Here is a 25,183-nt window from a genome sequence, read left to right as displayed (position 1 = left end):
TATGCCCTATGCCCTATGCCCTATGCCCTATGCCCTATGCCCTATGCCCTATGCCCTATGCCCTATGCCCTATGCCCATAGCCCGTCAAGTACCTCTAGTACCTCATCTTTCTGAGAAAGGCTATATATTAAAATATACTAGATTTGAATTAAAGCAATATTCGAGCGTTCAGAAAAATACAGAGCTCAGGCTCTTCAAGGCAGATGTATCTCAAGATAGAGCGGACGCAGGCTTGTAGCCGCCCAGTCTTGCGATCGATCGTCGTGAGTTTATGGTACTTTATATTTACTAGCGATTACTTGCTGGCATCAGGAGTTTTCAGTATCGCCTTTGCTTCCTCAATATTTTGGGCAACCACTTTGCCAGATTCGATTAACGCAGCTTTTTCCGTATTACTGAGTTCGAGTTCGACTATCTGTTCGACTCCCCGAGATCCCAAGCGACATGGAGAGCCTAAAAAGATATCTTGCACGCCGTATTCGCCTTGCAAATAAACAGAGCAAGATAAGAGTCGCGATTGATTTAATAAAATTGATTCTACCATCAAACAGGCAGAAGATGCGGGTGCAAAATAAGCACTAGAAGTCTTCATCAATGAGACAACTTCTGCGCCGCCGTGGCGAGTTCGCTGTACAATGCGATCGATCGCCCCTGCATCCATAAGTTGAACGATGGGAATGCCGTTGACTGTGGAATAGCGCGGCAAGGGAACCATTAAATCGCCGTGGGAACCGATGACTGTGGCGCACACTTGGGCAATGGAAATGCCCAATTCCATTGCAATAAAAGTTTGAAAGCGGGCGGAGTCGAGAATGCCGCCCATACCCATAACTCGGTGTTTTGGCAAATCCACAGCTTCCCAGGCTAGATATGTCATGATATCTAGGGGATTGGTGACGACGATTAAGATTGCTTCGGGGGAATGGGCGATCGCCTGTTTGGCAGCTTCTGTGACAATTCGAGCATTGATTTTAATTAAATCTTCGCGATTGATACCGGGTTTGCGCGGAATTCCGGCGGCAATGACGATGATATTTGAGTTGGCTGTATCTATATAATTGTTGGTACCGACAATTTGGCGATCGTGGCGTTCGACTCCCCTAGCTTGCATCAAGTCCAAAGCAACACCCTGCGGCCAACCTTCGACGATATCTAGCAATACTACATCTGCTAAATTTTTCTCGGCAATTCGTTGAGCCAAGGTGCTACCGACTTTACCTGCACCGATAATTGAGACGCGAGTTGATGGGGGATTCATTCGATTTTAGATTTAGGATTTTAGATTTTAGATTTTAAGAATGAGCTTAATTTGCGATCGAGCGAACTGTATGTAATCTACGTTACCTTTACTCAGGTATGTTGTTGCGCTTCAGCGCTCTTTCATATATGAAAGAGCGCAAGCACAACAACGTACCTAAAAGTTAGCGAAGATCGAGAAGAGTTCCAGTTGCATCCAGAACCGACTGTAATGTTTTGTGTCGGTGAGTTTACTTAAAATCTTCGAGTTGGTCTACGCGCAGCCAAATATTCGGGGTGGGGACTTTGCCGAATTTAACGAAGGCGTAGTCGCCGCGAACATCCATCACTTCGCCTTTGGTTTCAAATATATAGGAGGAAAAGCGCTGGTCGCTGGCTTGGGCTTCTAGACTGTTTTCGAGTTTCTCGCGAATTGCGCGGACTATGCTACCTTTTTTGATTGCCATAATTTGCTCTGTTTCATTTATAAAAGTATACAAATTTTAATCTAGATTTGTCTTGAAAGCACTTTTTTCTGTTGACTGTTGACCGTTGACTGTTAGCTGTTAGCTGTTGACTGTTGACTAATGACTAATGACTAATGACTACTGACTACTGACTATATTTGACACGCGGGGCAGTAATGAGTCGATCGCCCTGCTAATTTTATCTTTTCGATCGGCGTTGAGCAAGTGCGGCAGGGTTGACCGGTGCGATTGTACACCCAAGCGACGCCGCCGTAGTTACCGTTGACGCCTTGGACGTTGAGAAAATTGCTGAATGTCGTGCCGCCGTTTGCGATCGCCCGCTGTAAAACTTGAATAATAGCTGTATGAATGCGATCGATTTGCTCTCTTGTCAAATCCGCGCACAGAGTTGTCGGCATCACTCCCGACAAAAACAAAGTTTCGTCTGCGTAAATATTGCCCAAACCCGCTACCAGTGCCTGGTCTAGCAATGCTGTTTTAATTGGTCGCGCCCGTCGGTGCAGCTTGCGGGCTAAATATTCTGTGGTAAATTCGTCGGAAAACGGTTCCGGGCCTAGGAGTTTCAGGCCGGTGACTGTGCTGGAAACCTCGGTTTGTGAGGGGACGTACCACATTTGACCGAAGGTGCGTTGGTCTACAAACCGCAATTCTTGGTTTCCTGCAAAAAATAGTCGCACTCGTGTGTGTTTTGGTAGGGCTTCGTCGCCATTCACCCACAGGAGTTGTCCGGTCATTCGCAGGTGGACACCCAACCAGCCAGTTTTGGAAGGCAGGATGGAGGGGAGGGCGGGCACGGGGGCGCCGCCCCTACATTGCGATAGTTCTGCCAGGAGGTATTTGCCGCGCCTGTACCAAGATGCGATCGACTTTCCTTTGAGTTTTGTCAAAAAATCGGCCGCAGAGATTGAGCGGGCGATCGAGCTATTTAACAGCACGTCTCCGCCCAAAATTTCGCGATCGAGGGTAAGTTGATTCAAACCCCGGCAAATAGTTTCAACTTCTGGCAGTTCCGGCACAATTAGCGCTGTTCTGTTCCTTGATTGGGTGCGCCTTCCACGCTGCCGGGAACTTCGGCGCCCGGTTTGCTGTCCGTCGAAGTTTTGGGCTGGTTGGGGGCTGCTCCGCTGCCGGTTTTCCGGGTTTTCTCGTCGAGAGTGGTTTGCTTGCCGCCGGAAGCTACTGGAGTCGCTGTTTTGGCTTTGGCTTTGGGTGCTGCCACTTCGACTAATTCGCTTTGGGCGTAGTTGTTGGTGTTGACACCGGCATAATTTACGGTGTTAAAGCGAACGATAACTGGGTATTTAATGCCGCTTTGGTCTACCGTAGCAACGGTGCCCACTTCTTGATACCAGTAGGATTCTTTGCGGAGAATCCGGACTGTTGAACCGCGTTGAACCATGAGCTTTGTTTCCTTTGCGATGAATAAACGGATAAAGCCATTTTTTTTACTTTAGTCGATCGCGCGACGCATTTAAACTCTGTAACGAAATTCTTGCTTCCCCTGACGTTTTTTGTTACAGGTTTGTAAAGAAAAGTAAAGTTGTTTTGCGGGCGATCGCTGGAGGTGAAAAATAAATAAACAGACATTATCCGTTAAATGCAAGCTGTGCGATCGAGTTGAAAAAAAACTTTACAAATAGGAGAGCGGGGCGGTCAGTTTGTTGTCAGCTTAAGTCTGGAACCTTTTTTGTATCTCTCGTTTGTTGCCCAGGCCAGATCCCCCTAAATCCCCCTTAAGAAGGGGGACTTTGATTCGGACTCTTGCCCCCCCCCTTGGGAAGGTGGAGTAGGGGGCAAGCTAAGCGGGATCGAACCTCTTAAAGTTTGGAACCCTTTTTTGTATCTCTCGTTGGTTGCCCAGGCCAGATCCCCCTAAATCCCCCTTAAGAAGGGGAGTAGGGGTTGACTTTGATAGGAATCCTGTCCCCCCCTTCTTAAGGGGGGTTAGGGGGGATCTGGCCTCGGCGGTAAACAGCAGTCTGTGACTACGTTTTACGTTAAGTTGACACCAATGGGGCCGCCAGCCGGTTGTGGGGCCGCCAGGGATTGAAAACCCCTGTCTCACAGCTAAAGTTGTCTCAAGACGACTGAATAGGTGATATTAATTAACCTCGTATTTAATTATCTCACCGCGCTAAACTATTGCAAAGTGCGGGAATATTTAAATTATGTCGTTAGTTGATTTAGCTAATACTAAAGTTAGGGTTATTGGATGGAGTGCGATAATGGGTGTGGCGCCAATGATTGCCAGCGCGATCGCCAATCCGGCAGTGACAGCAGCATTGGGGGTGATGGCCAATCCCGCCGTTGGGGGAATTTCTATTTTAGCGACTATTGCGGGCGGTATCGCGGGGAATATGGCGGCTAATGAGTTGGGGAATCGGATGGCCGAAAAGTTGGCAAAAAATCCGAATATTCTCGACAATCACGATTTGATTGAGGCGGCTGGTGAGGCGATCGGCTATATTCTCAAGGATGTCGCAAAGTCGGATGAATTAATTGCGATCGCCCTTAGCAAAAATTCGTCTGTCAGGGATTTAGATAAGTTAGCCGACAAGACTCCTGAATATTGGCTGAACATTAACACGCAAGCGGTTGATTTGTCAAGAAGTTTAAATATTTCCGAAGAGCAACTGACTCTAATTTTTTCGGCGGATGCTGCGGAGTTCGATCGAGTTACGGGATTGACACCGGAAGATTGGGCAAGATTCATCGGGGAATTCGCCCGCAGCGAGGGGAAATCCTTCGATCCTGAAATCGTGGAATTTGTCGCGCAAAGACTCTACGCAACTTTCCCGAAAGCGTACCGGGAAGTGCTGAAACAAGACGCGGCGGCGGGAGGACAAAAGTTTGCGGCGATGCTGTTGAACCTGCACCAAATTGCTTTGGCGGATCTCAAGGATTTGAGACTGGAAAATCGGGAGATTCTGGACAAGTTGGAGGCGGTGGCGACTCAGCAGCAGATTTGTCAAGTGATGGCGAAATTGGGCGCGATCGAAATTGAGATCCGATCTGATTTGGCGCAGATTCGGGCATTGCTGCAAAGATATATCGATCCTGCTGCGCCGAGTTTGCCGATTCCAGTTAAGTCCGAGACAATTATTCAGGACAGAATTAAAGACTTTACCGGTCGGAAATTTGTGTTTAAAGCAATTAACGAGTTTCTGAGGACAAATCGGAAAGGCTATTTTGTTTTAGAAGCGGAACCGGGTGTTGGGAAAAGCGCGATTATGGCTGCCTGTGTTGTGATGCTGAATCGACGCTGCGTTACCCATTTCAACTCGCAACCGGACGGAATTATCAGCGCTGAAACTTTTTTGGAAAATGCTTGCCTTCAGTTAATTGAAGGTTTTAACCTCAAACACAAGTATCCTGTAATGCCGGACAACGCTTTCAAAAACAACAACTTTCTAGCCAAGTTGCTGGGGGAAGTTAGCGCTGAGTCGAGCAGCGGCAAAAAGGTGATTTTTGTGGTGGATGCGCTGGATGAAGTTGATTTGCAGTCGCAAAGTAAAGGCAGCAATGTTCTTTATTTGCCTAACGATTTGCCGGAGAATGTTTACTTTATTGTCTCGAAGCGGCCGGACTCCCTGCCGATGCCCGCAGCTAACCGGACAGTTTTTGATTTGATGGAGTACGGTGCCGAAAGTCGGAAAGATGTCGAGGTTTTTCTGGCTAAACGCACGGAGAGAAGCGAGCTGATTCAGAATTGGATTAACTGTCAAGGTTTGCAGCGGGAACAGTTTGTGACGGCGGTAGCCGAAAAAAGCGAAAACAAATTTATCTATCTGCGCCACGTACTTGATGAGATTGAAGGCGGCACGTACAATGATGTGAATTTAAACGATTTGCCAGCGGGTTTGGAGGAATACTATCAAAAACACTGGGTACAGATGATTGGCAGTGAAGACGATCTGGAATTGAAAGTTAAGATTATCTACGTGCTGTCGAAAGCTCACGAAGCTGTTTCTCGCGGCTGGATTGCTAAATCGGTGCGCGAGACGGATTTTAAAGTACAGCAGGTACTGAAGAAATGGAATTCTTTTTTGCGACAGGAGCAGGTAGGCGGGGAAATTCGCTACAACATTTATCACAATAGCTTTCGCCAGTTTCTGGAAAAAGATGAAACCGTGCAATCTGCTGGGATGAATGTGGAAGAACTCAACCGCCAAAGTATTAATAACAGGTTGGGAGGAGCGCCGATATGAGCGAGTTAGGTGTGTGGTTGGCGCAGCAGAGTGAAAGCGATCGGGAATATTTTTTGAAATATCAACCCAGGGATTTCGTTAAGGTGTTGCAGGATTTTAATCGTTATTTTGCTTGGGTGACGGATTTCGGTTTTATGCAGATGAAACTGGAGGTGTTGGGGGTACAAGCGTTAATTGAGGATTACGATTTGGCGAGAAATTCTGATGTGTTGCTGTCGGGGGAGCAAAGTGAAACTCTGAGATTGATTCAAGGGGCAATTCGGAAGTCGGCACACGTTTTGGATCAGGATAAAATGCAACTGGCAGGGCATTTATGGGGGAGGTTGTTGGATTTTGAAATGCCCCAGATTCAGGGGATGCTGGCACAAACAAAGCAGTCGAAAGATTGTCCTTGGTTGCGACCTTTGAAGGCTAATTTAGAGCGGGCAAATGAAGGTGCGCTGCGGACGCTTGTCGGTCATACTAGCGTGGTAACAGGAGTGGCGATCGCACCCGACGGAAAAACAGCTATTTCGGCATCCGAAGATGATACCCTGAAAATCTGGGACACCGAGACAGGCTCAGAACAGAAAACTCTCACCGGTCATAGTGCATCGGTAAGGGCAGTGGCGATCGCACCCGACGGCAAAACAGCGATTTCCGCATCCAGGGATAAAACCCTGAAAATCTGGGACACCGAGACAGGCTCACAACTGAAAACTCTCACGGATCATAGTGACTATGTAAATGCAGTGGCGATCGCACCCGACGGACTCACAGCAATTTCGGCATCCGACGATCATACGCTGAAAATCTGGGACACCGAGACAGGCTCACAACTGAAAACTCTCACGGGTCATAGTGAGAAGGTAATAGCAGTGGCGATCGCACCCGACGGCCAAACAGCTATTTCGGCATCCTGGGATAAAACCCTGAAAATCTGGGACACCGAGACAGGCCGGGAACTGAAAACTCTCATCGGTCATAGTGGCGAGGTACTAGCAGTGGCGATCGCACCCGACGGCCAAACAGCGATTTCGGCATCCTGGGATACAACCCTGAAAATCTGGGACACCGAGACAGGCCGGGAACTGAAAACTCTCACCGGTGATAGTGGCGGGGTACTAGCAGTGGCGATCGCACCCGACGGACTCACAGCGATTTCCGCTTCTTACGATTCTACCCTGAAAATCTGGGACACCGAGACAGGCTCAGAACAGAAAACTCTCACCAGTAATAGTTACAGGGTAAATGCAGTGGCGATCGCACCCGACGGCAAAACAGCTATTTCGGCATCTGAGGATACAACCCTGAAAATCTGGGACATTGAGACAGGCTCAGAACAGAAAACTCTCACCGGTCATAGTAACAGGGTAAATGCAGTGGCGATCGCACCCGACGGCAAAACAGCGATTTCGGCATCCTGGGATACAACCCTGAAAATCTGGAACATTGAGACAGGCCGGGAACTGAAAACTCTCACCGGTCATAGTGGCGAGGTACTAGCAGTGGCGATCGCACCCGACGGTAAAACAGCGATTTCGGCATCCGACGATCATACCCTGAAAATCTGGGAGACCGAGACAGGCTCAGAACTAAAAACTCTCACCGGTCATAGTTTCTATGTAACAGCAGTGGCGATCGCACCCGACGGTAAAACAGCGATTTCCGCATCCAGGGATAATACCCTGAAAATCTGGGACACCGAGACAGGCCGGGAACTGAAAACTCTCATCGGTCATAGTGGCGAGGTACTAGCAGTGGCGATCGCACCCGACGGCAAAACAGCTATTTCGGCATCCTGGGATTATACCCTGACAATCTGGGACACCGAGACAGGCTGTGAACTGAAAACTCTCACCGGTCATAGTTTCTATGTAACAGCAGTGGCGATCGCACCCGACGGTAAAACAGCGATTTCCGCATCCAGGGATAATACCCTGAAAATCTGGGACACCGAGACAGGCCGGGAACTGAAAACTCTCATCGGTCATAGTGGCGAGGTACTAGCAGTGGCGATCGCACCCGACGGCAAAACCGCGATTTCCGCTTCATGGGATCGTACCCTAAAAGTCTGGGATTTGCTCACAGGTAAAGAGGTTGCTAGTTTCAGTGGAGAAGCTGCGTTTAATGGCTGTGCTTTGGCGCCTGATGGAGTGACAGTTGTAGCGGGCGATGATTTGGGCTGGGTGCATTTCCTGCGTTTGGAGGGAATGCAGGATTGGGGCGATGTTTGAGAGAAATTTGCGATGAATTTTTGCGGTAGGGACACGGCACTGCCGTCTCCTATTCTGCCGTGTCGCCGATGATTATGTGCGATCGACTTTCGGGAAACGGGCGATCGACTAAGGCCAGATCCCCCCTAGCCCCCCTTAAAGAAGGGGGGGACAAGAAGCGCTCAAAGTCGGTCTTCAACTAGGGGGGATAAGAATTTTCTCAAAGTCCCCCTTCTTAAGGGGGATTTAGGGGGATCTGGCCTGGGCGATCGACGACAGATACAAAAGGTTTTAGTGGAAACGGGCGATCGACTTTTGGGGAAACGGGCGATCGACTTTTTCGTGCACGGGATTTACGCACTCCGACTCCCAGAAACCGGGTTTTTTGTGAATCTGTCAGTCGTAGCGCGTCTTGTGGAGAAAAACCCGGTTTCTCGGCCCCTCGTCAGTCTGAATGTAGCGAGTTTCGGGCGATCGACTTTTGGGGAAATGTGCGATCGACTTTTGGGATTATGGGCGATCGATTTAATTTATTCTTCGGATATACTATTCGGATCGATCGGCACAATTCCTTCCCTAGCGTAGCGAGTAAAATCCTTCACATTTAGCGTTAAAATATACGTTGCACCGTTTGCTTTCATAATAGCCACAAGACGGGCATCATGTACCTGAACCCCTAAAACTTTGTAAGTTACAACCAACCTGCGCCACTCCGAGTAAGTGAGATGCGTGTCGGGAAACAATGGAAAAATACGCTCGATCCGGCGTAACAGGCGATCGGCATCAGCAGGACTCAACCCAAAGCCATTTTTCTCGATCGGGCGAGTAACAACGTTCCAAAACTCAACGCAGTTTTGTGATGCTACTTGCAGTTTATATCCCTCCTGTCGCAACTTTTTTACGGCATTGCGGATTACAGGATATAAAGGATGAGAGCGATCGGCAAACCGCAGCAAAATATTCGTATCTACCAGGCATAACATTGCTATGGATGCTCCTCGTAGATACCAGCGCGACTTATGGCAAAATCAGATAGCGCAGGGACATTTACTCCCATGTTTTTAATAAACTCATCAGCCAATTCATCTAAAAGTATTTCAAACTCGCGATCGCTAATCTCTGCATCAGAATCACTTGCCTTTGATGACCGATTCGGTGCTGACTGCCAAGTTAGGAAATCAACAAAATTAAGGACAACTTCTAGCTGCGGTTTACCTAAATAACGCAGCTTATCTACAATGCTTTCAATTACAGCTTCCATACATTTATAGTTGAGCTTTAATTGTGATTATTTCAAATAAATTATAGCAGAGATATCCAATTTTGTCAAATTTACCAAACTGCGAGAAAATGGGAAGGGCGATCGATTCAGGCTCGGGATAGCTACGCTTCACTTTTTGGGGTAGGGAAACGGCACTACCATCTCCTGTTTGGTCGTTACGATATTGTGTGAAAATTTGATAAATAGGACTCGCGCAGCAGCCCAAAGAAACCGGGTTTTTTACTTGATTTGTGGTCAAAAACGAAGGATTATCGAAAAAAACTCGGTTTCTGAACACCCGTGAAAACTTTGATAAATTAATGACAAATAAAGTCGATCGACCTTACGCCACAGTCATACTCGCGATCAGTGCCGATGGTAAGATTGCAGATCTAGTGCGATCGCCCGCCAGATTCGGTTCTGCCAACGACAAAGCCCACCTCGAACAACAAGTCGCAGCCAACGATGCAGTTTTGTTCGGCAACGGCACTTTACAAGCCTATGGAACGACGATGCGAGTGATTTCGCCGGATTTGCTCAAACAGCGGGAACTCGCAGGGAAGCCCCCACAACCCGTGCAAATCGTGTGTTCGCGCGCGATCGAATTTGACCCGAATTTGCGATTTTTCCAGCAACCGGTGCCGCGATGGTTGTTGACTGTGAAGCCGGGAAAAGATGAGCAAATTGTCAAGTCTCAGTCTCAGGATTTGCCGACTTCGACTCAAGAAACCGGGTTTTTTCCTGAATCTATCGGCGGTGATGCGTCTTTTCTGGAAAAAAACCCGGTTTCTGGGCCCTCGTGCATCAGTCCTAAGTTCGATCGCACAATCTGTGCTAAAACCACGGATGGAGAGATTGATTGGATTGATGCGTTTCAACAGCTAGCCAGCTTGGGTATCCAACGCTTGGCGATTCTGGGCGGGGGGAAACTGGTAGCGTCTGTGCTGGCTGCGGGCTTGGTAGATGAACTTTGGCTGACGGTGTGCCCGTTAATTTTGGGCGGCGAGGATGCGCCAACTCCGGTTGAGGGAAAGGGTTTTTTGGCGGATTTTGCTCCCAAATTGCAGCTTTTGGCGGTTAAACAGGTGGGACAAGAGGTGTTTTTGCATTATAAGGTCGATCGGGCTAAAGAAACCGGGTTTTTTCCTGAATCTGGCAACTGCGATGAAGGATTTTCGCAAAAACCCGGTTTCTGAACGATCGCACGCTTGGCTAAAGAAACCGGGTTTTTTCCTGAATCTGGCGACTGCGATGAAGGATTTTCGCAAAAACCCGGTTTCTGAACGATCGCACGCTTGGCCAAAGAAACCGGGTTTTTTCCTGAATTTTGTGACTGCGATGAAGGATTTTCGCAAAAACCCGGTTTCTGAGCGATCGCGATTCCCAGCGATCGAATAATTGTATTAACTTAAATGAAGTTCGATCGCTCTACGCACAAATCTCCCTATGCTGCAACAGCCAAAGACTCAACAATATTCTGTAGCCTGGATTGGCAAAATAGGCGAAATCCCCCAAGCCTCCTGGGATGCCTTGGCGATGCCGCTAAAAACTCCATTTCTAGAATGGGATTGGCTGAACAATCTCGAAATCTCCGGTAGCGCCTCAGGTAAAACCGGTTGGCTGCCGCATCACTTGACTGTGTGGCGCGACAAACAGTTGATTGCTTGCGCGCCGCTTTATGTCAAAAGCCACAGCTACGGCGAATTTGTGTTTGACAATCAGTGGGCGGATTTAGCTCAACGTTTGGGCGTACAATATTATCCGAAGTTGATGGGAATGACTCCGTTTACTCCGGCTGAAGGCTATCGATTTTTGATTGCGCCGGGGGAAGATGAGGATGAGTTAACGGGAGTCATGGTAACCGCGATCGACCATTTTTGCGATCGCCACAATATCTCCGGCTGCAATTTCCTGTATGTCGATCCAGAATGGCGGCAGCGCATGGAAAAACACGGTTTCAGCACTTGGCTGCACCACAGCTATATTTGGCAAAATCAAGGCTATGAAAATTTTGACGGCTATTTAGGCGCTTTTAATGCCAACCAGCGCCGGAATATCAAACGCGAACGCAAGGCTGTTGACAAAGCTGGTTTGTGGCTCAAAACTCTGACGGGTGATGACATTCCCCAACCGATGTTCGGTCAAATGTATGCTTTTTATGAGAATACTTGCGATAAGTTTGGTTGGTGGGGTAGCAAGTATTTGACTAAGCGGTTTTTTGAACAGTTGCATCACAATTATCGCGATCGCGTTTTGTTTGTCGCCGCCTACGATAAGGAAGATGAGAGGCAGCCTGTGGGTATGTCTTTTTGTTTGTATAAGGGCGATCGACTTTACGGGCGTTATTGGGGTAGTTTGCAGGAAATTGACTGTTTGCACTTCGATGCTTGTTATTATACGCCGATCGAATGGGCGATCGATCGCGGCATCAAAACCTTCGATCCGGGTGCGGGCGGGCGCCACAAAAAACGGCGCGGTTTTCCGGCGATGCCTAACTACAGTTTGCACAGATTTTACAACAATCGTCTGGCGCAAATTCTTAAGTCTTATATCGGTCAAATCAATGAGAGGGAACAGGAGGAAATTGATTTAGTTAATCAGGATTTGCCTTTCAATCAGGATGATTCTTGATAATGGGGAATGGGGAATGGGGCATTGGGAATGGGGAATTGGTAATGGGGAATTGGTAATGGGGAATTGGTAATGGGGAATTAACTAATCCCCAGACTCTGCCTGGGAACCAGTTAATTTCATCCGTAGGGAAACGGCACTGCCGTGTCCTCTACTTGCTCGTTCCCAGGCTCTGCCTGGTAACGCAGATTCGGAGGCTCTGCCTCCTTTCCTTTCCTTTTTTCCAGGCGAGGCAGAGCCTCTGGATATAGTTTCCCAGGCAGAGCCTGGGAACCAGTTAATGACCAATGACCAATGACCAATGCCCCATGCTCCATGCCCAATGACTAATTCAAGAATACTCGCCCGTCTTCTTGAATTTCCATCGATTTTGTATCGACGCCCAAGTCAGTTGTCGCGCCGAAATTTACTTGCAACATTCCTGTCGTCGCGGTAGCTTGCGGGCGAACCAGCATCAATCCGCCGTCTGGACGCTGGTAAGTGAGGGTGATTGGCACTTTGATGTTTGTGAGCACAATTTCCGATTGTTCGCCCAGAGTGCGCGGTGGGGTAATGCCCACCACTTGATAATTGATGACTGCATTGGTGGTATTCACCAGTTTAATTACTACCGTGCCGGATGCCGCCGTCACTCGCGCAGCAGGCATCGGGAAGCGGGGAGGCGCGTCTGTTGTTGCAGGTTTTGAGGGCATCCCGTTGGGGCTGGGACTTACAGCGGGACTCGGTTCGGAAACGGGCTTTCCTGTTCCCGGAGTGGCTGCGGGGCTCGGTTGGGAAACGGGTTTTCCTTGTTGGGGCGGGGGGCCGCCTGCTTGGGAAAGTGTCGCTAGACTGACGAGTAAACCGCCGCAGGTGGCTGCTAGCAAGCTGATTTTGTTCAACGGTGGATTGTGGCGAAACATAAATAACTCCTCACAAGTTCGATCGAGATTTCCAACAAAGTTTATGTTAATCTATGCCCGAATTGAATTTTAATAGCTGGGTTTGGGCCCGAGGTAGAAATAATCAGGGTTTGAGGGGGAGATTTTTTTACCGCAGAGGGCGCAGAGGGCGCAGAGGAAGAGGGGAAGAGGGAAAGTTTTCGGGGCGAGATGTTTCTAATAATCAGGGTTTGAGGGATAGATTTTTTTACCGCAGAGGGCGCAGAGGGCGCAGAGGAAGAGGGGAAGAGGGGATGTTTTCGGGGCGAGATGTTTCTAATTTGTGGGCGGGGATGGTGACGGTAACAGCGGTTCCCCGATCGACTTGGCTGTCAATCCGGATTTGGCCGCGGTGGTTTTCGACAATGGCTTTGGCGATGGCTAATCCTAAACCGGAACCGGCCGCGCTGCGGTGGGTGCGGGCGGGATCGGCGCGGTAAAATCGATCGAACAAATGCGGTAGCGCTTCCGGGGAAATCCCCATGCCGGTGTCTGTGACTTTGATTTGCAGTGCAGAATTGATCGCCGACGAATTTCTTTTGTTTTTAGCTGCCAACTGCAATTCTACTTCAATTTCCCCGCCAGAGGGCGTGTACTGTACGGCGTTGCTCACAATATTGGTAAACAGTCGCGCTAGTTGATCCCAGTCGCCTACAACTGTAAAGTTATTTTCAGTGTCGGGCGAATCGATTATTTCCAAACAGAGAGAGAGATTTTGGGTAAGGGCGATGGCGAGTTGTTCTTCAATTACCTCCATCAACAAAGCATCGAGAGGAACATCAACCCACTGCTGCTGCACGATTCCGCTGTCTTGTCTGGCCAAAAACAGCAAATCGTCAACCAACCGCCCCAAACGGCGCGTCAGCCGTTCGATAACCTGTAGCTGTTGGTGTTGCTGCGGTTCGATATCCGGTTCCGCCAAGGCTACTTGGACATTTGTTTGAATAGTGGCGATCGGATTTCTGAGTTCGTGGGAAGCATCGGCGGTAAACTGTTTGAGACGACTGTAAGATTCCCGCACAGGTGCGATCGCCAATCCCGACAGCAGCCAGCCAATAGCCGCCACGCAAATTAAAGTTAAACCCGCGCCCAAAATCAAATCAAAAATTAATTGTCTGATCGGTTTTGTCACTTCAAACCAAGGATGGCTGACTCGCAAATATCCCAAAACTTGGCGGCCGATTTCCACACGCTGCGTAACTTGTCTGAGAGAATAGTTTTGATCGGGCTGCAACTTATTATTAATTATCCAAACCGTTTCGCCCGTGCGGTTAGCGCGAATCGGCACATTCAGCGGTTCCGACAAAGTAGACCACAGCAACTCGCCCGTAGGACTGAACCATTCTAAATCAATGTGGTCGTCTTCTACTGCGTCGCTGCTGTCTCGAAAACTCGCTTGAATATTAACTTGCAACTTAGTTTTAGCACCCGTACTTCGGGAAGCTACCGGTTCGATCACGAGAGTTCGCTCTACTATTTCTACAACGTGATTGAGAGTGTCGTCGATGCGATCGATCAAAGTATTGCGAACGTAGAAATAGAAACCCGTGGCGAATAATAGTAACAACACAGCAGTAACGGCAGTGTACCAAATAGCAAGGCGGCGGCGAGTAGCTTGAAACATATTTTAAACAGTAGACAAGTGACAGTAGACAAGTGACAGTTGGTTATTTGTTATGTGTTATTTGTTATTTGTTATTTGTTCAAGAGTTCGGACAGTTTTTTAACGCCCCTGTAAGCCGAGGGCGAGGAAGCCTTGCCATTTTTAACGCATTTTTTGAAACTTAGCACGCTTACTTAAACCTTGAAAAAATAGTCCACCATATAACCATTAACGGTTTCGGACGCTCGACTATATTTAAAACTGTCCTTACGTATTGTTTGTTAATTGTTGCCAATAACTACTGACTTCTTCCCTATTCCCTCTTCCTTCGCGTACTTCGCGCCTTCGCGGTTCATTAAAAAAGCCCTGTTTACAAGTCATGCAAAAAATACCCAATAAATTTCATGTTTGATACTTCAGATAGATGTGGAGATAGCTGTCAGTCTGCTACGCTACAAGCTAAACTTTTTAGGTAAACGCCTGTGAATAGATTTTTATTCCGATTCGCGATCGGCTTATTAATGGCATTTTTTGGGGCTATCACCTATTTTACCAGCAGCGTACAAAATCCCGTAACAGGAGAGAAACAGCGGGTGCAGCTTTCTCCCCGCCAAGAGGTAGTTTTGGGGTTGGAGGCGCGAGACAAAATGGCGGCTCAATACGGCGGGCTTTATCCGAGCCAGAGTATTCAACAATATGTCGATCGAGTAGGAGAACGAGTTGTCAACGGTTCAGAGGCGAAAAAAGCCGGTTATCCGTTTGAATTCCACCTGCTGCGAGATCCCAAAACAGTTAATGCTTTTGCTCTCCCTGGGGGACAAGTTTTCATTACCGCCGGACTGATGCGACGGCTGAATTCCGAGGCTCAGTTGGCGGCTGTACTGGGGCACGAAAGCGGTCATGTTGTGGGGCGACACGCTGCGGAACACCTTGCAAAACAGCAACTTGGTCGGTCTTTGGTGACGGCTGTGGGAGTGGCCGCTAGCGATGAGCGCGGTGGCGGACAACAAGCAGCATTAATTGCTCAAGCTGTCAATCAAGTTGTCGGTTTGCGGTACGGTAGAGCAGATGAACTTGAGAGCGATCGCCTCGGTTTTCGGTTTATGACGGAAGCGGGTTACGATCCTAGAGGTATTGTTGAGGTGATGCAAATTCTCGGTTCTGCTAGGAGTGGCGAAGCGCCGCCGGAGTTTTTGAGTTCTCACCCGAATCCTGAGAATCGAGTTGAAAAGTTGCAAGCTTTAATTACCCAAAATTTCCCTAACGGTATTCCAGCTAATTTGGTTTCTGGACGCGAAGAGTTTGCTAAGAATGTCTCCGGCGGTTAGCAATTGTTGGGTTGGGCTTTGCTGAAGTTATTGCTAAAGGCGGATGGAAGTTCGGCTGCGAGTTGGCACGATCTATTAATTGAGCGATCGAGCAATTTGAAAGTTGAGAACCATGATGCAATCTTGGATGATTATCGGCGGCGTGACGTTCTCAGTCGCCTTCGGCACTTTGTTTTTCAAACTCCGCGATCTTAACTGGGCCGTAAAACTTCAAAGACCAAATTGGCTGTTTTTTGAGCCTGCAATTCCGTTAATTTGGACGGTGATTTTTGCAGGCGGGGCCGGTAGCGCTGCTGTCGTGTGGGAACGCGATCCGGGAAGTCTCACAACTTGGCTGCTGATGGCTTGGTACTTGCTTTTAGAAATTGTCACAGTTGCTTATATTCCGGCGACTCTCCGAGCGAAAAGCCTCAAATTAGGGACGATTTTGGGCGGTGTTGGCGAGATTTTGGGAGTTGTGCTGCTCTTGGCTGTTTGGCCGATTTCTCAAACTGCGGCTTGGTTACTTTTGCCTTACGCAATTTGGGGTGCGATCGGCACTTATACTACTTGGGAAATGATTCAGTTAAACCCAGAAGCTGCATAATATAACGAACCGCGAAGACGCGAAGAACGCGAAGGAAGAAAAAAGCGAGAGAATCTTGAAACGATTCGGAAATAATCACCATTAAGTAACTTTTAACCAACTATTCCTAAATATAATGCTCTTCTCTTCTCTTCCTTGGCGTTCTTCGTGCCTTCGCGGTTCGTTTATAATAAGACCAAATAGGTGCAGCCCAGTTAACCGAACCGATCGAGTGAGGAAATCCGCTTGACACGGCGTGCGTATTTGATGAGAAAATAAATGAATTAAACTGCTTAATATTAAAGGATGACCGTTATCAATGGCAATTAAAGACCAGCCCCAACCGCCTCGTTTTAGGCAAATTAGCAATATTGTATTATTGCTATCAAGCTTGTTTCTGCTAGCAAACATCTTTTTGCCAAATTTGTTCGGGCCACAAATTCCGCAAGTGCCTTACAGTTTGTTCGTCCATCAGGTTCAAGAACAAGATGTAGTCAGAGCTTCGGTTGGTCAAAATGAAATCCGCTACCAACTCAAAGGCGAAGGCGATAAACCCGGTCAAATTCTGTCAACTACGCCAATTTTTGACCTGGAACTGCCTAAACTTTTGCAAGAAAAAGGCGTTGAATTTGCAGCAACTCCCCCTTCCAAAAATGGCTGGATCGGCAGTGTTTTAAGCTGGGTAGTGCCGCCGCTGATTTTTGTAGCGATTTTTCAATTTTTCGCGAACAGGCAGGGTGGCGGGCCGCAGGGTGCGCTGTCGATCGGCAAAAGTAAGGCTAAGGTCTATGTCGAAGGCGAATCGGCGAAAATTACGTTTGCTGATGTAGCCGGAGTAGAAGAGGCTAAAACTGAATTAGTCGAAGTTGTGGAATTCCTGAAAACTCCCGACAAATTCACCGCAATTGGCGCGCGAATTCCGAAGGGCGTGCTGTTAGTGGGGCCTCCGGGAACTGGCAAAACTTTGTTAGCAAAGGCTGTGGCTGGTGAAGCTGGCGTACCGTTTTTTAGCATCTCCGGTTCGGAGTTTGTAGAACTATTTGTCGGTGTCGGTTCTGCGAGAGTCCGAGATTTGTTCGAGCAAGCAAAGAAGCAAGCTCCTTGTATTATCTTTATTGATGAGTTGGATGCGATCGGCAAATCTCGCAGCAGCAACGGTATGTATGGGGGAAATGACGAACGCGAACAAACTCTCAATCAACTGTTAACTGAAATGGACGGTTTTGCTGTGGGTAATACTACGGTAATTGTGCTGGCTGCTACTAACCGCCCGGAAAGTTTGGATGCTGCTTTGTTGCGCCCGGGCCGTTTCGATCGCCAAGTTTTGGTCGATCGCCCGGATTTATCTGGCCGCGAAGCAATTTTGAACATTCACTCTCAAAAAGTCAAGTTGGGCCCGGATATTAATTTGAAGGAAGTTGCCACTCGCACCCCCGGTTTTTCGGGCGCGGATTTGGCAAATTTGGTCAATGAAGCTGCCTTGCTGGCTGCGCGTAACAAGCGCCTCGCTGTGGCGCAGGAAGACTTTTTTGAGGCGTTTGAGCGCGTTGTAGCTGGCTTGGAAAAGAAGAGCCGGGTGCTCAACGAGAAAGAGAAGAAGATTGTGGCTTACCACGAAGTCGGGCACGCGATGGTGGGTGCTGTGATGGCGGGCGGGGGCGAAGTGTCGAAAATCTCGATCGTCCCGCGCGGTATGGCTGCATTGGGTTACACGTTGCAGGTGCCGACTGAAGACCGTTTCTTGTTGGATGAGTCGGAATTGCGCGGTCAGATTGCTACACTGTTGGGAGGGCGATCGGCTGAAGAAGTTGTCTTCGGTAGCATCACCACCGGCGCCTCGAATGACTTGCAAAGGGCGACTGATTTAGCCGAGAGAATGGTGACAACTTACGGTATGAGCAAGGTTTTGGGGCCTCTAGCTTACGATAAGGGCCAGCAGGCGATGTTCCTCAACGATGGTATGGGAAATGCCCGCCGCGCTGTCAGTGCCCAAACTGCTGAGGCGATCGACAAAGAAGTCAAAGAGATTGTCGAAACGGCGCACCAACAAGCCTTGCACATTCTCAAGGAAAATCGGGAATTGTTAGAAACAATTACCTCGCAATTGTTGGAAACTGAGGTGATTGAAGGTGATAAACTACACGATTTCCTCGCTCAAGTGAAGCCTGTAGATAAGGTTTCGGCGGTTGTTTAAAATGCTTTGATTTAACCGGAAATTAACGCAGATGAACGCAGATGTGTGAAAATCATCTGCGTTTTTCTATATTTCCTCATAATATTATGTTTAATTCGATAGACCGTAATTCCTGTAGGGGCGGGTTCACCAACAGCCTTAAAGGGTGCAAACAGGTTAAATAAACCCGCCCCCACCCACGAAAAAACCCTTTATTGATATTAGTCCAACATCTCAGTTACAACCCTTTGATATACTGCTTCAATACAGGTGACAAACTGTAAAAGCTTCCTTCTTTTTCTATCAAGCAGCGTCGCGATAGAGATTGCAAGGCATTGAGCAAATCTGATGATGATATTTGTGCTTTTTCTAACAAGTTTGCTAGGTTGACTGGCTGGTTTTCTGCAGCCAACAATGACATAACTTGTTTTTCTAGTTCGGAAGTGCGATCGTACTGCTGCTGTAAAACATCTTTCAAATCTTCCGGCAACAATATGGTATCATCTATTAATAATTCTGTCGCGCAGATTCCTAACTCTTGAATCAGATTCGCCACGCTTTTTAAGTATAGCGGGTTGCCTTCATAGCGGTGAATGAGTGCTTCACTGCTGTCTATTTCTTCTAACCCACAATCTCTGAGTATTTCCCGTCCGGCTGCGATGTCTAAACCTTTGAGTTGTAAGGTACGAATGGGAGTATTTGGGTTTTTAAATTGAGTCACTTCTCTCGGTTGTTCCCAACCGATTAGCAGAAAGCAACTTTGATGGGATAATTTTTCTATCTGTTTGAATAGGGAGCGATATTCTTCGTAGTCTGGTTTATACTTTCCTGCCAATTCGCCACTACAGAAAAGGTTATGAACGTCATCCAAGACTATTAAACAGCGATACTTTTGCAAATACTTAATCAGCGGTAAGCATTTCTGGTTTGTTGTCGGTGAATTTAGCTTTTGTGACTGGGAAAAAAGCTGTATTAAGTTAGATAGAAATTTATTTATGCTGGGGAATTCGTCGAGAGTATACCAAACGACGTACTCAAACTCGTCTTTAATTTGTTGTACGAGTTGCACTGCTAAGGATGTTTTGCCGATTCCGCTGATGCCGATCAGGGCTATGAGGCGACTGCGTTGTTGTAAAATCCATGTGGTGAGGGTGTCGAGTTCGAGAGTGCGATCGTAGAAATCACCCAACTCTGGCATTTCGCTTAAATCTTGATGTAGAGTTTTGGTTTGTTGTGGGTTAGATGTTTCCTGATTTGGTGGGTATGAGTTTTGTGTATCTGGTGAGTGTAACGTTTCTCCACAGATGTTAAAACTACCAATTTTGTTGTGATGCTGTTCCAAATGTGAAACTATCGAGACTTGCAACCTCTCTATTGCCGATCGAAAATTTGTTTTACTAACATCTTCTCCCAACTCTTCAGAAAGTATCTGCCATAATTGCGAACCAACTTGCTTCACACTACTTTCAGAACAGTCAAAGTCTTTGGCTATTTGCTTGTATGTCTCGCGTTGTAGAGTTCCCCGCAGTACCGCTGCTTGTAAATCGTCAAGGTGCTTACCGGTTTTATCGAAGACTATGCGATCGGCGAGATTTAACATTTCTTTAATATTCATCTGGCAGGGAGATGCGAGAGTTTTGTGTATTGTAGCTCACGTTTGCCGGCTTTTTAGCACTTTTTTGTACGCTTTTATACAAAAATAGATTAAACAGAGTGAGGACAGGGAAAGTTTGTAGACTAAATTGAACATTTTTTGACTAAAAAAGCCCTGATTTATAAAAACTCTAGAAGAAGTATTAAAGAGTAAACCAGGGACTAACGCTTGCCGTTTTATACACAGTCCTCCAATCGGTTATTAATTAGGAGCAAATAACTTTATGGCACTCAAAATCTTAACTTTTATCTTAGGTAGCATCTTGCTTTTGATCGGCATTTTTGGAGGTGGTTTTCAGGTAAAAGAACTGAAAATACCTCAAATAGGGAAGTTTTCACGTTTTCTGGCAACGAGCTTAGGTATATTTTTCATACTGATAAGTATAGGTCTAGACATACCGCCACAGCCACAGCCACAGCCACAGCCACAGCCATCGCCACAGTCCTCGTCATCGCCTTCTTCATCGCCTCTGGGTATCTACAGGAATGGACCTGTCTCTTTTGATTTGACAAATCAAACAAGTCGAAACATCGAAAGATTTTTTGCTTCACCTGCAAATGTCAATTCTTGGGAAGAGGATATATTAGGTACTGAGGTATTACGGCCTGGACAAAAGACAAAGATTACAATTCAAGATGGTCGTGAAAACTGTATGTATGACTTTCGGGCAAGATTAGGAGCTGCCCCAAATGGTAGTGTAGGACCTGGTGATATGATTCAATCTCAGATAAATATTTGCAGCGATTTTCATGAGTGGGGATTTGTAGAAAAATAATTGTGAGTCCTGTTGTTTTAGCTATATTGATGATCTCTATAATGAGCGGGATGCCTAAGCTTGAAACATGGTCACCAAGATTGAGTGCAGCCGAACAAATTTTTCTACTCACAATCTTCTCCAGTTCCACCATTCCAATACGATGATTGTACTGGTAGCGATCGCCCATAAAAATATTTAACTTTCTCTTGTCGGTTTTATTACGCTCGATCCGTCTGTGGCATTTCTCAATCAATAACTACCAATGCCACACCGCAGCGAGTTGCGGCATCCGCTAAGCGGTTATCAAGTGTTGCGATCGGCAATTTCAATCGTACTGCTAACTCTCTCATAAGCTGCATCATAAGCAGCTAAACCTTCTTGTCTACCTAGTACGAGAGTTGACGAGAGTGCTTTGCTATCCGTAGCTTCATCAACCTGAATTAAAAGTGATTGTAACAAAGCAATAGCCATCTCAGATTGCTCACTCGTCATGCGGTTTCGTCGCTCGGCAACCAGGAGAGTATTAGCAACTTCTAGCGACCAAATTCCTGGTACAAATGCTTCGCAATCTGGCATAATCGCGAGTATAGCATTGGCATAATCGTTATTTTCATCCACTAAGCACCAACTGATGGCGACAGAACAATCTAATACAAACTGCATTAAAACCTGCGCCCTTCTTCAATCATGGAACGGATTGAGCTTTTATCCAAGGCAATTTCTTGCCGGAGTTGTAGCATTCTAGCAATTGCTGCTTGAATAGATTTTTTAGTAGTCAGTTGTCCCCAAGCGTTATACTTCGGTTTAACTTCCTCCGATGGTATATGCTGTACAACTACCACAACTTCCACAGAAGTATCTTTAAACTCAGCGGGCATTTGGAGAAGCAATATGCCATCAGATCCAATATGCGAGATCAGTTTCATTGTTTCCATGTCAGACTCCAGAAACTTAGAGCAATTCCAGTTTACCTCAAAGCTGTTCACCTTGAGCAGTATCTTTACCACTCGTATAGGTGCTATTGAATGGGTAAGGATCTCGCCCGTCACAGCAAATACCAAACAGTGCGATGATTCTACAAAGATCGATCGCCCCTAGCTAATTAACAACCAAAAACCAAATAAACATACAGAAACCCGGCTGCTTCAAAACACCGGGTTTCTAAATATTGTTTCTGCATTTTCGACTGATTAAATTCCGCTCACGTAAGCCATCACTGGAGAACCTTGCTGCTGCTGCGCGATTTCCAAAAGGCGCTGAATCCGCTCCTCTGTCGGCGGGTGAGTGCGGAAAAGTGACTGCAAACCCTGAGTCGAAAAAGGATTCACAATCAGCAGCGGCGACATCGCCGGATTGCCGTGCATCGGAATTTCATGACCCATTTTTTCCAACTTTTGCAGCGCGTTTGCTAAGCCGATCGGGTTATTGGTAATTTCCACTGCACCGCTATCGGCTGCAAATTCCCGCGTGCGAGAAATCGCTAATTGAATTAAGGTTGCTGAGAGCGGCGCTAAAATGATTAAAAATAGCAAACCGAACGGGTTCGGGCCTTGTCTGCTATCCCGCGTTACCGGGCCGTAAAGCGCTCCAAATGTCAGTATTCGCCCGACAAATGTAATCGCACCGGCGATCGTCCCTGCTACTGCTTGAGTCAGAGTGTCGCGGTTGCGGATGTGCGTGAGTTCGTGCGCTAAAACGCCTTCCAATTCTTCGCGGGAAAGCAGTTTGATGATGCCTTCGGTAACTGCTATTGTTGCGTGTTCCGGGTCTCTTCCCGTGGCGAATGCGTTGGGAGATTGAGTCGGAACTACAAAGATTTTCGGCACCGGAATTTCGGCTTTTTCGCTTAATGATGCTACAATATCGTAGAGTTCGGGAGCTTCGCTGCGGGCGATGGGCCGGGCGCGGTAAGCCATTAAAGCGGCCGTGTCGGAATAGTACCAAGAGCTAAAACTGGAGAAGGCGGCTAGCGCTAAACCGATGTAAAGTCCTTGCTCGTTACCGATTAAGTAATAACTTCCTAAAACGAGCAGGCCGCTTAGGAGTCCTAAAAGAGCGGCTGTCCTGAGTTGATTTGTTCCTAGCATGGCGGGTTGAGGGCGATCGATATTTTTGAGCTTGTGATTACATTTTCATATTTGCGGGCGATCGCGCCTCTGTCTGCCGAAATAACTGCTGCGGCCAATGGTAGTATTTACCGCAGATAATCTCGCATTCATCTCGCTTTAGTTTCTAACTCATCGCACACGCCAAGAAACCGGGTTTTTTCTGAATCTCTCGACTGCGATGAAAGATATTCGTAAAAACCCGGTTTCTGACTCATCGCACGCAAAGAAACCGGGTTTTTATCTAATCTCTCAACTGCGATGAAAGATATTCGTAAAAACCCGGTTTCTGACTCGTCGCACGCAAAGAAACCGGGTTTTTTCTGAATCTCTCGACTGCGACGAAAGATATTCGTAAAAACCCGGTTTCTGACTAGCCATTCAAATTAGTAGAAATCTTAAACTACTTGCACTTGTTTTTTGGCAAGGGAAGCAATCAGGGCTTTTTGCTGCGCCTGTTGAGCTTCGTCAGCTAAAAACTCGGCTAATTGAGCTTCGATTTCATCTCGCACAATTTGGCGGTATTCTAGGAAGTGCTCGTTGTGAGCGCATACTGTTAAGTAGTGATCCCAAACCGCTGGATTGCGTTTGAGAATGCTGAATAAATGATGCCAGAATTTCCAGCGAGTTGAACGCTTGACTCCTTGGCGCCACACTACGGTTAGTAATGCTCGCAAGTCGATCCAACTAGGGATTCTTGATGGTATATTTGCTGTAGGTGCACCTAACATCAAGAAGTGGCGATAAGTGCGGTCTAAATATTTCTCAGCATCGTATACGTCAGAAAATGCTTGAACATATTCCCGGGCGATGTCTTCTAGCGGCCGCGTGGGAATGAAGTTCATCAATGTAGTTTGATTCAAATTGCCGGATTTGTCGCGCAATCTGCCTTCTTTTGCTAGTCGGTGCGACAATGCAGTGTGCGGTAAAGCTTGCAGCATTCCAAAGGTTGTACTGGGAATTGCTGCTGCTTCGGCGAAGTTGACGATGCGTTGGCCTGCACCCGGTTTTTCGCCGTCGAATCCGATGATGAATCCGGCCATGACTCGCAAACCGGATTTGGCAATTAATTCTACTGATTCTATCAGGGAGTTGCGGGTGTTTTGGAATTTTTTAGTCATTTGCAGGCTTTCTTCGTCGGGGGTTTCAATTCCTAGGAATACGGCGTTGAAATGACATTTCACCATCATGTCCATCAATTCTTGGTCTTGGGCTAAGTCGATGGATGCTTCTGTGTTGAAGTTGAAGGGGAATTTGTGTTCTATTTGCCAAACTTCTAAATCTTTTAGTAATAGTTTGACACTGCGTTTGTTCCCGATAAAGTTGTCGTCTACCATGAACACGCCGCGCCGCCAACCTAGGTTGTAGAGACAGTCTAGTTCTGCTATTAGTTGTTGGGGAGTTTTGGTGCGGGGTTTGCGACCGTAGAGGACGATGATATCGCAGAATTCGCACTGGAAGGGACAACCTCGCGAAAATTGAATCGACATTGAGTCGTAGCAGTCTAATTCCAGCAGGTCGAAGCGGGGAACTGGGGTTGTGGTAACATCGGGTTTTACGCCGTCCGATCGATAAATTCCACTTTTTTCACCCCGCGCGATGGCTTCGACGAACATCGGTAGGGTGATTTCGCCTTCGTCGAGAATCAGATAATCGATACCGGCTGCTTGGGGCTCTTCGGGTACGGAGGTTGGGTATGGGCCACCGCAGGCTACGGATTTACCGCGCCGCTTGGCTTCGCGGATGATGTCTAGCAAGTCTTCTTTTTGGACAATCATCGCCGACAGAATAACGAGCTGGGCCCATTCCCATTCTGCTTCGGTGATTTGTCGGATGTTACGATCGACTAACTTAAATTCCCATTCTTGGGGTAGAATGGCGGCTACTGTGACCAAACCCAGCGGTGGAAGCAGCACTTTGCGATCGACTAATTCTAGGATTTTCTCATAAGACCAGAATGTTTTCGGGAACAGGGGGTAAACTAGAAGCACTCGCATAATATGTTAAACCTCACATCACTAACAGAATTGCGATCGGGCTGGCGGGGCGTGAGAGTTC

25 protein-coding genes are annotated in these 25,183 nt (G+C 47.3%); 10 read left to right on the top strand and 15 right to left on the bottom strand.

Annotated elements, in window-relative coordinates; translation table 11 throughout:
* Positions 1-296: 296 nt before the first annotated feature.
* The 4 genes from mdh to QUB64_RS15230 all read right to left on the bottom strand — a co-directional run bounded on the left by mdh (position 297) and on the right by QUB64_RS15230 (position 3,124).
* Entirely contained in the window at positions 297-1,259 is a 963-nt protein-coding gene (gene mdh, locus QUB64_RS15245; protein WP_333270953.1) for a malate dehydrogenase, read from the bottom strand.
* 229 nt (positions 1,260-1,488) lie between these two features.
* Positions 1,489-1,704: an NAD(P)H-quinone oxidoreductase subunit O gene (locus QUB64_RS15240; RefSeq protein ID WP_333270956.1), complete on the bottom strand. Its 216-nt coding sequence runs from the start codon at positions 1,702-1,704 to the stop codon at positions 1,489-1,491.
* 152 nt (positions 1,705-1,856) lie between these two features.
* Entirely contained in the window at positions 1,857-2,741 is an 885-nt protein-coding gene (locus QUB64_RS15235; RefSeq protein ID WP_333270958.1) for a DNA-formamidopyrimidine glycosylase, read from the bottom strand.
* A gap of 2 nt (positions 2,742-2,743) precedes the next feature.
* Entirely contained in the window at positions 2,744-3,124 is a 381-nt protein-coding gene (locus QUB64_RS15230; protein ID WP_333270961.1) for a photosystem I reaction center subunit IV, read from the bottom strand.
* Between the two features lie 769 nt (positions 3,125-3,893).
* Here QUB64_RS15230 and QUB64_RS15225 point away from each other — a divergent pair.
* From QUB64_RS15225 to QUB64_RS15215, 3 genes are all read left to right on the top strand, one after another.
* Positions 3,894-5,933, top strand: coding sequence for an ATP-binding protein (locus tag QUB64_RS15225; RefSeq protein WP_333270964.1), 2,040 nt, complete (start codon positions 3,894-3,896; stop codon positions 5,931-5,933).
* Positions 5,930-8,149, top strand: coding sequence for a WD40 repeat domain-containing protein (locus tag QUB64_RS15220; RefSeq protein ID WP_333270966.1), 2,220 nt, complete (start codon positions 5,930-5,932; stop codon positions 8,147-8,149). The genes QUB64_RS15225 and QUB64_RS15220 overlap by 4 nt, the downstream gene beginning before the upstream one ends.
* A gap of 273 nt (positions 8,150-8,422) precedes the next feature.
* On the top strand, positions 8,423-8,713 hold the full coding sequence (locus QUB64_RS15215) for a hypothetical protein (RefSeq protein WP_333270969.1): 291 nt from the start codon (positions 8,423-8,425) through the stop codon (positions 8,711-8,713).
* Here QUB64_RS15215 and QUB64_RS15210 read toward each other — a convergent pair.
* Genes QUB64_RS15210 through QUB64_RS15200 form a run of 3 tightly spaced genes read right to left on the bottom strand, consistent with a single transcriptional unit; the run spans position 8,659 to position 9,648 of the window.
* A complete protein-coding gene (locus QUB64_RS15210) occupies positions 8,659-9,111 on the bottom strand; it encodes a type II toxin-antitoxin system VapC family toxin (RefSeq protein ID WP_333270971.1) in 453 nt (150 codons plus the stop codon). The genes QUB64_RS15215 and QUB64_RS15210 overlap by 55 nt on opposite strands.
* Positions 9,112-9,113: 2 nt before the next feature.
* The gene (locus QUB64_RS15205; RefSeq protein ID WP_333270973.1) at positions 9,114-9,389 is read right to left on the bottom strand and encodes a hypothetical protein; all 276 of its coding nucleotides are present in this window, start codon (positions 9,387-9,389) and stop codon (positions 9,114-9,116) included.
* Between the two features lie 4 nt (positions 9,390-9,393).
* Positions 9,394-9,648, bottom strand: coding sequence for a hypothetical protein (locus QUB64_RS15200; protein WP_333270976.1), 255 nt, complete (start codon positions 9,646-9,648; stop codon positions 9,394-9,396).
* A gap of 61 nt (positions 9,649-9,709) precedes the next feature.
* Between QUB64_RS15200 and QUB64_RS15195 the strand changes: the two genes are divergently transcribed.
* Genes QUB64_RS15195 through QUB64_RS15185 form a run of 3 tightly spaced genes read left to right on the top strand, consistent with a single transcriptional unit; the run spans position 9,710 to position 12,020 of the window.
* Positions 9,710-10,585 carry a RibD family protein gene (locus QUB64_RS15195; protein WP_333270979.1) on the top strand — a complete coding sequence of 292 codons (876 nt, stop codon included), beginning with the start codon at positions 9,710-9,712 and terminating at the stop codon, positions 10,583-10,585.
* Positions 10,554-10,787 carry a hypothetical protein gene (locus QUB64_RS15190; protein ID WP_333270982.1) on the top strand — a complete coding sequence of 78 codons (234 nt, stop codon included), beginning with the start codon at positions 10,554-10,556 and terminating at the stop codon, positions 10,785-10,787. The genes QUB64_RS15195 and QUB64_RS15190 overlap by 32 nt, the downstream gene beginning before the upstream one ends.
* A 48-nt stretch (positions 10,788-10,835) precedes the next feature.
* Positions 10,836-12,020 carry a GNAT family N-acetyltransferase gene (locus QUB64_RS15185; protein ID WP_333270985.1) on the top strand — a complete coding sequence of 395 codons (1,185 nt, stop codon included), beginning with the start codon at positions 10,836-10,838 and terminating at the stop codon, positions 12,018-12,020.
* 119 nt (positions 12,021-12,139) lie between these two features.
* Here the strand turns inward: QUB64_RS15185 and QUB64_RS15180 are convergent, their stop codons facing one another.
* The 3 genes from QUB64_RS15180 to QUB64_RS15170 form a co-directional block, all read right to left on the bottom strand.
* A complete protein-coding gene (locus QUB64_RS15180) occupies positions 12,140-12,337 on the bottom strand; it encodes a hypothetical protein (protein ID WP_333270988.1) in 198 nt (65 codons plus the stop codon).
* A 9-nt stretch (positions 12,338-12,346) separates the two neighbouring features.
* Entirely contained in the window at positions 12,347-12,922 is a 576-nt protein-coding gene (locus tag QUB64_RS15175) for a hypothetical protein (RefSeq protein WP_333270991.1), read from the bottom strand.
* A gap of 226 nt (positions 12,923-13,148) precedes the next feature.
* Entirely contained in the window at positions 13,149-14,564 is a 1,416-nt protein-coding gene (locus QUB64_RS15170; RefSeq protein ID WP_333270994.1) for a sensor histidine kinase, read from the bottom strand.
* A 461-nt stretch (positions 14,565-15,025) separates the two neighbouring features.
* On the opposite strand from QUB64_RS15170, the gene QUB64_RS15165 reads away from it, so the two are divergent.
* From QUB64_RS15165 to ftsH4, 3 genes are all read left to right on the top strand, one after another.
* Complete coding sequence (locus tag QUB64_RS15165; protein WP_333270996.1) at positions 15,026-15,871, top strand: M48 family metalloprotease; 846 nt, start codon at positions 15,026-15,028, stop codon at positions 15,869-15,871.
* 112 nt (positions 15,872-15,983) lie between these two features.
* Entirely contained in the window at positions 15,984-16,457 is a 474-nt protein-coding gene (locus QUB64_RS15160; RefSeq protein ID WP_333270999.1) for a TspO/MBR family protein, read from the top strand.
* 298 nt (positions 16,458-16,755) lie between these two features.
* Complete coding sequence (gene ftsH4, locus QUB64_RS15155) at positions 16,756-18,630, top strand: ATP-dependent zinc metalloprotease FtsH4 (protein ID WP_333271001.1); 1,875 nt, start codon at positions 16,756-16,758, stop codon at positions 18,628-18,630.
* Positions 18,631-18,847: 217 nt separating this feature from the next.
* On the opposite strand, the gene QUB64_RS15150 is transcribed toward ftsH4, so the two are convergent.
* Entirely contained in the window at positions 18,848-20,224 is a 1,377-nt protein-coding gene (locus QUB64_RS15150) for an ATP-binding protein (protein WP_333271005.1), read from the bottom strand.
* A 262-nt stretch (positions 20,225-20,486) separates the two neighbouring features.
* On the opposite strand from QUB64_RS15150, the gene QUB64_RS15145 reads away from it, so the two are divergent.
* On the top strand, positions 20,487-21,038 hold the full coding sequence (locus tag QUB64_RS15145; RefSeq protein ID WP_333271006.1) for a hypothetical protein: 552 nt from the start codon (positions 20,487-20,489) through the stop codon (positions 21,036-21,038).
* Positions 21,039-21,323: 285 nt separating this feature from the next.
* Here the strand turns inward: QUB64_RS15145 and QUB64_RS15140 are convergent, their stop codons facing one another.
* The 4 genes from QUB64_RS15140 to QUB64_RS15125 form a co-directional block, all read right to left on the bottom strand.
* Positions 21,324-21,683, bottom strand: coding sequence for a type II toxin-antitoxin system VapC family toxin (locus QUB64_RS15140; protein WP_333271009.1), 360 nt, complete (start codon positions 21,681-21,683; stop codon positions 21,324-21,326).
* On the bottom strand, positions 21,683-21,946 hold the full coding sequence (locus QUB64_RS15135) for a hypothetical protein (RefSeq protein ID WP_333271012.1): 264 nt from the start codon (positions 21,944-21,946) through the stop codon (positions 21,683-21,685). Before QUB64_RS15135 ends, QUB64_RS15140 begins: the two co-directional genes overlap by 1 nt.
* A gap of 264 nt (positions 21,947-22,210) precedes the next feature.
* A complete protein-coding gene (locus QUB64_RS15130; protein WP_333271014.1) occupies positions 22,211-23,107 on the bottom strand; it encodes a M48 family metalloprotease in 897 nt (298 codons plus the stop codon).
* 416 nt (positions 23,108-23,523) lie between these two features.
* A complete protein-coding gene (locus tag QUB64_RS15125; protein ID WP_333271016.1) occupies positions 23,524-25,122 on the bottom strand; it encodes a B12-binding domain-containing radical SAM protein in 1,599 nt (532 codons plus the stop codon).
* Positions 25,123-25,183: the final 61 nt, after the last annotated feature.

Origin of the sequence: Microcoleus sp. Aus8_D2, assembly GCF_036702665.1 — a bacterium.
Taxonomy (GTDB): domain Bacteria; phylum Cyanobacteriota; class Cyanobacteriia; order Cyanobacteriales; family Microcoleaceae; genus Microcoleus.
Note: the sequence above shows the minus strand (reverse complement) of the source record. Positions and strands in the feature narration are given on the sequence as shown.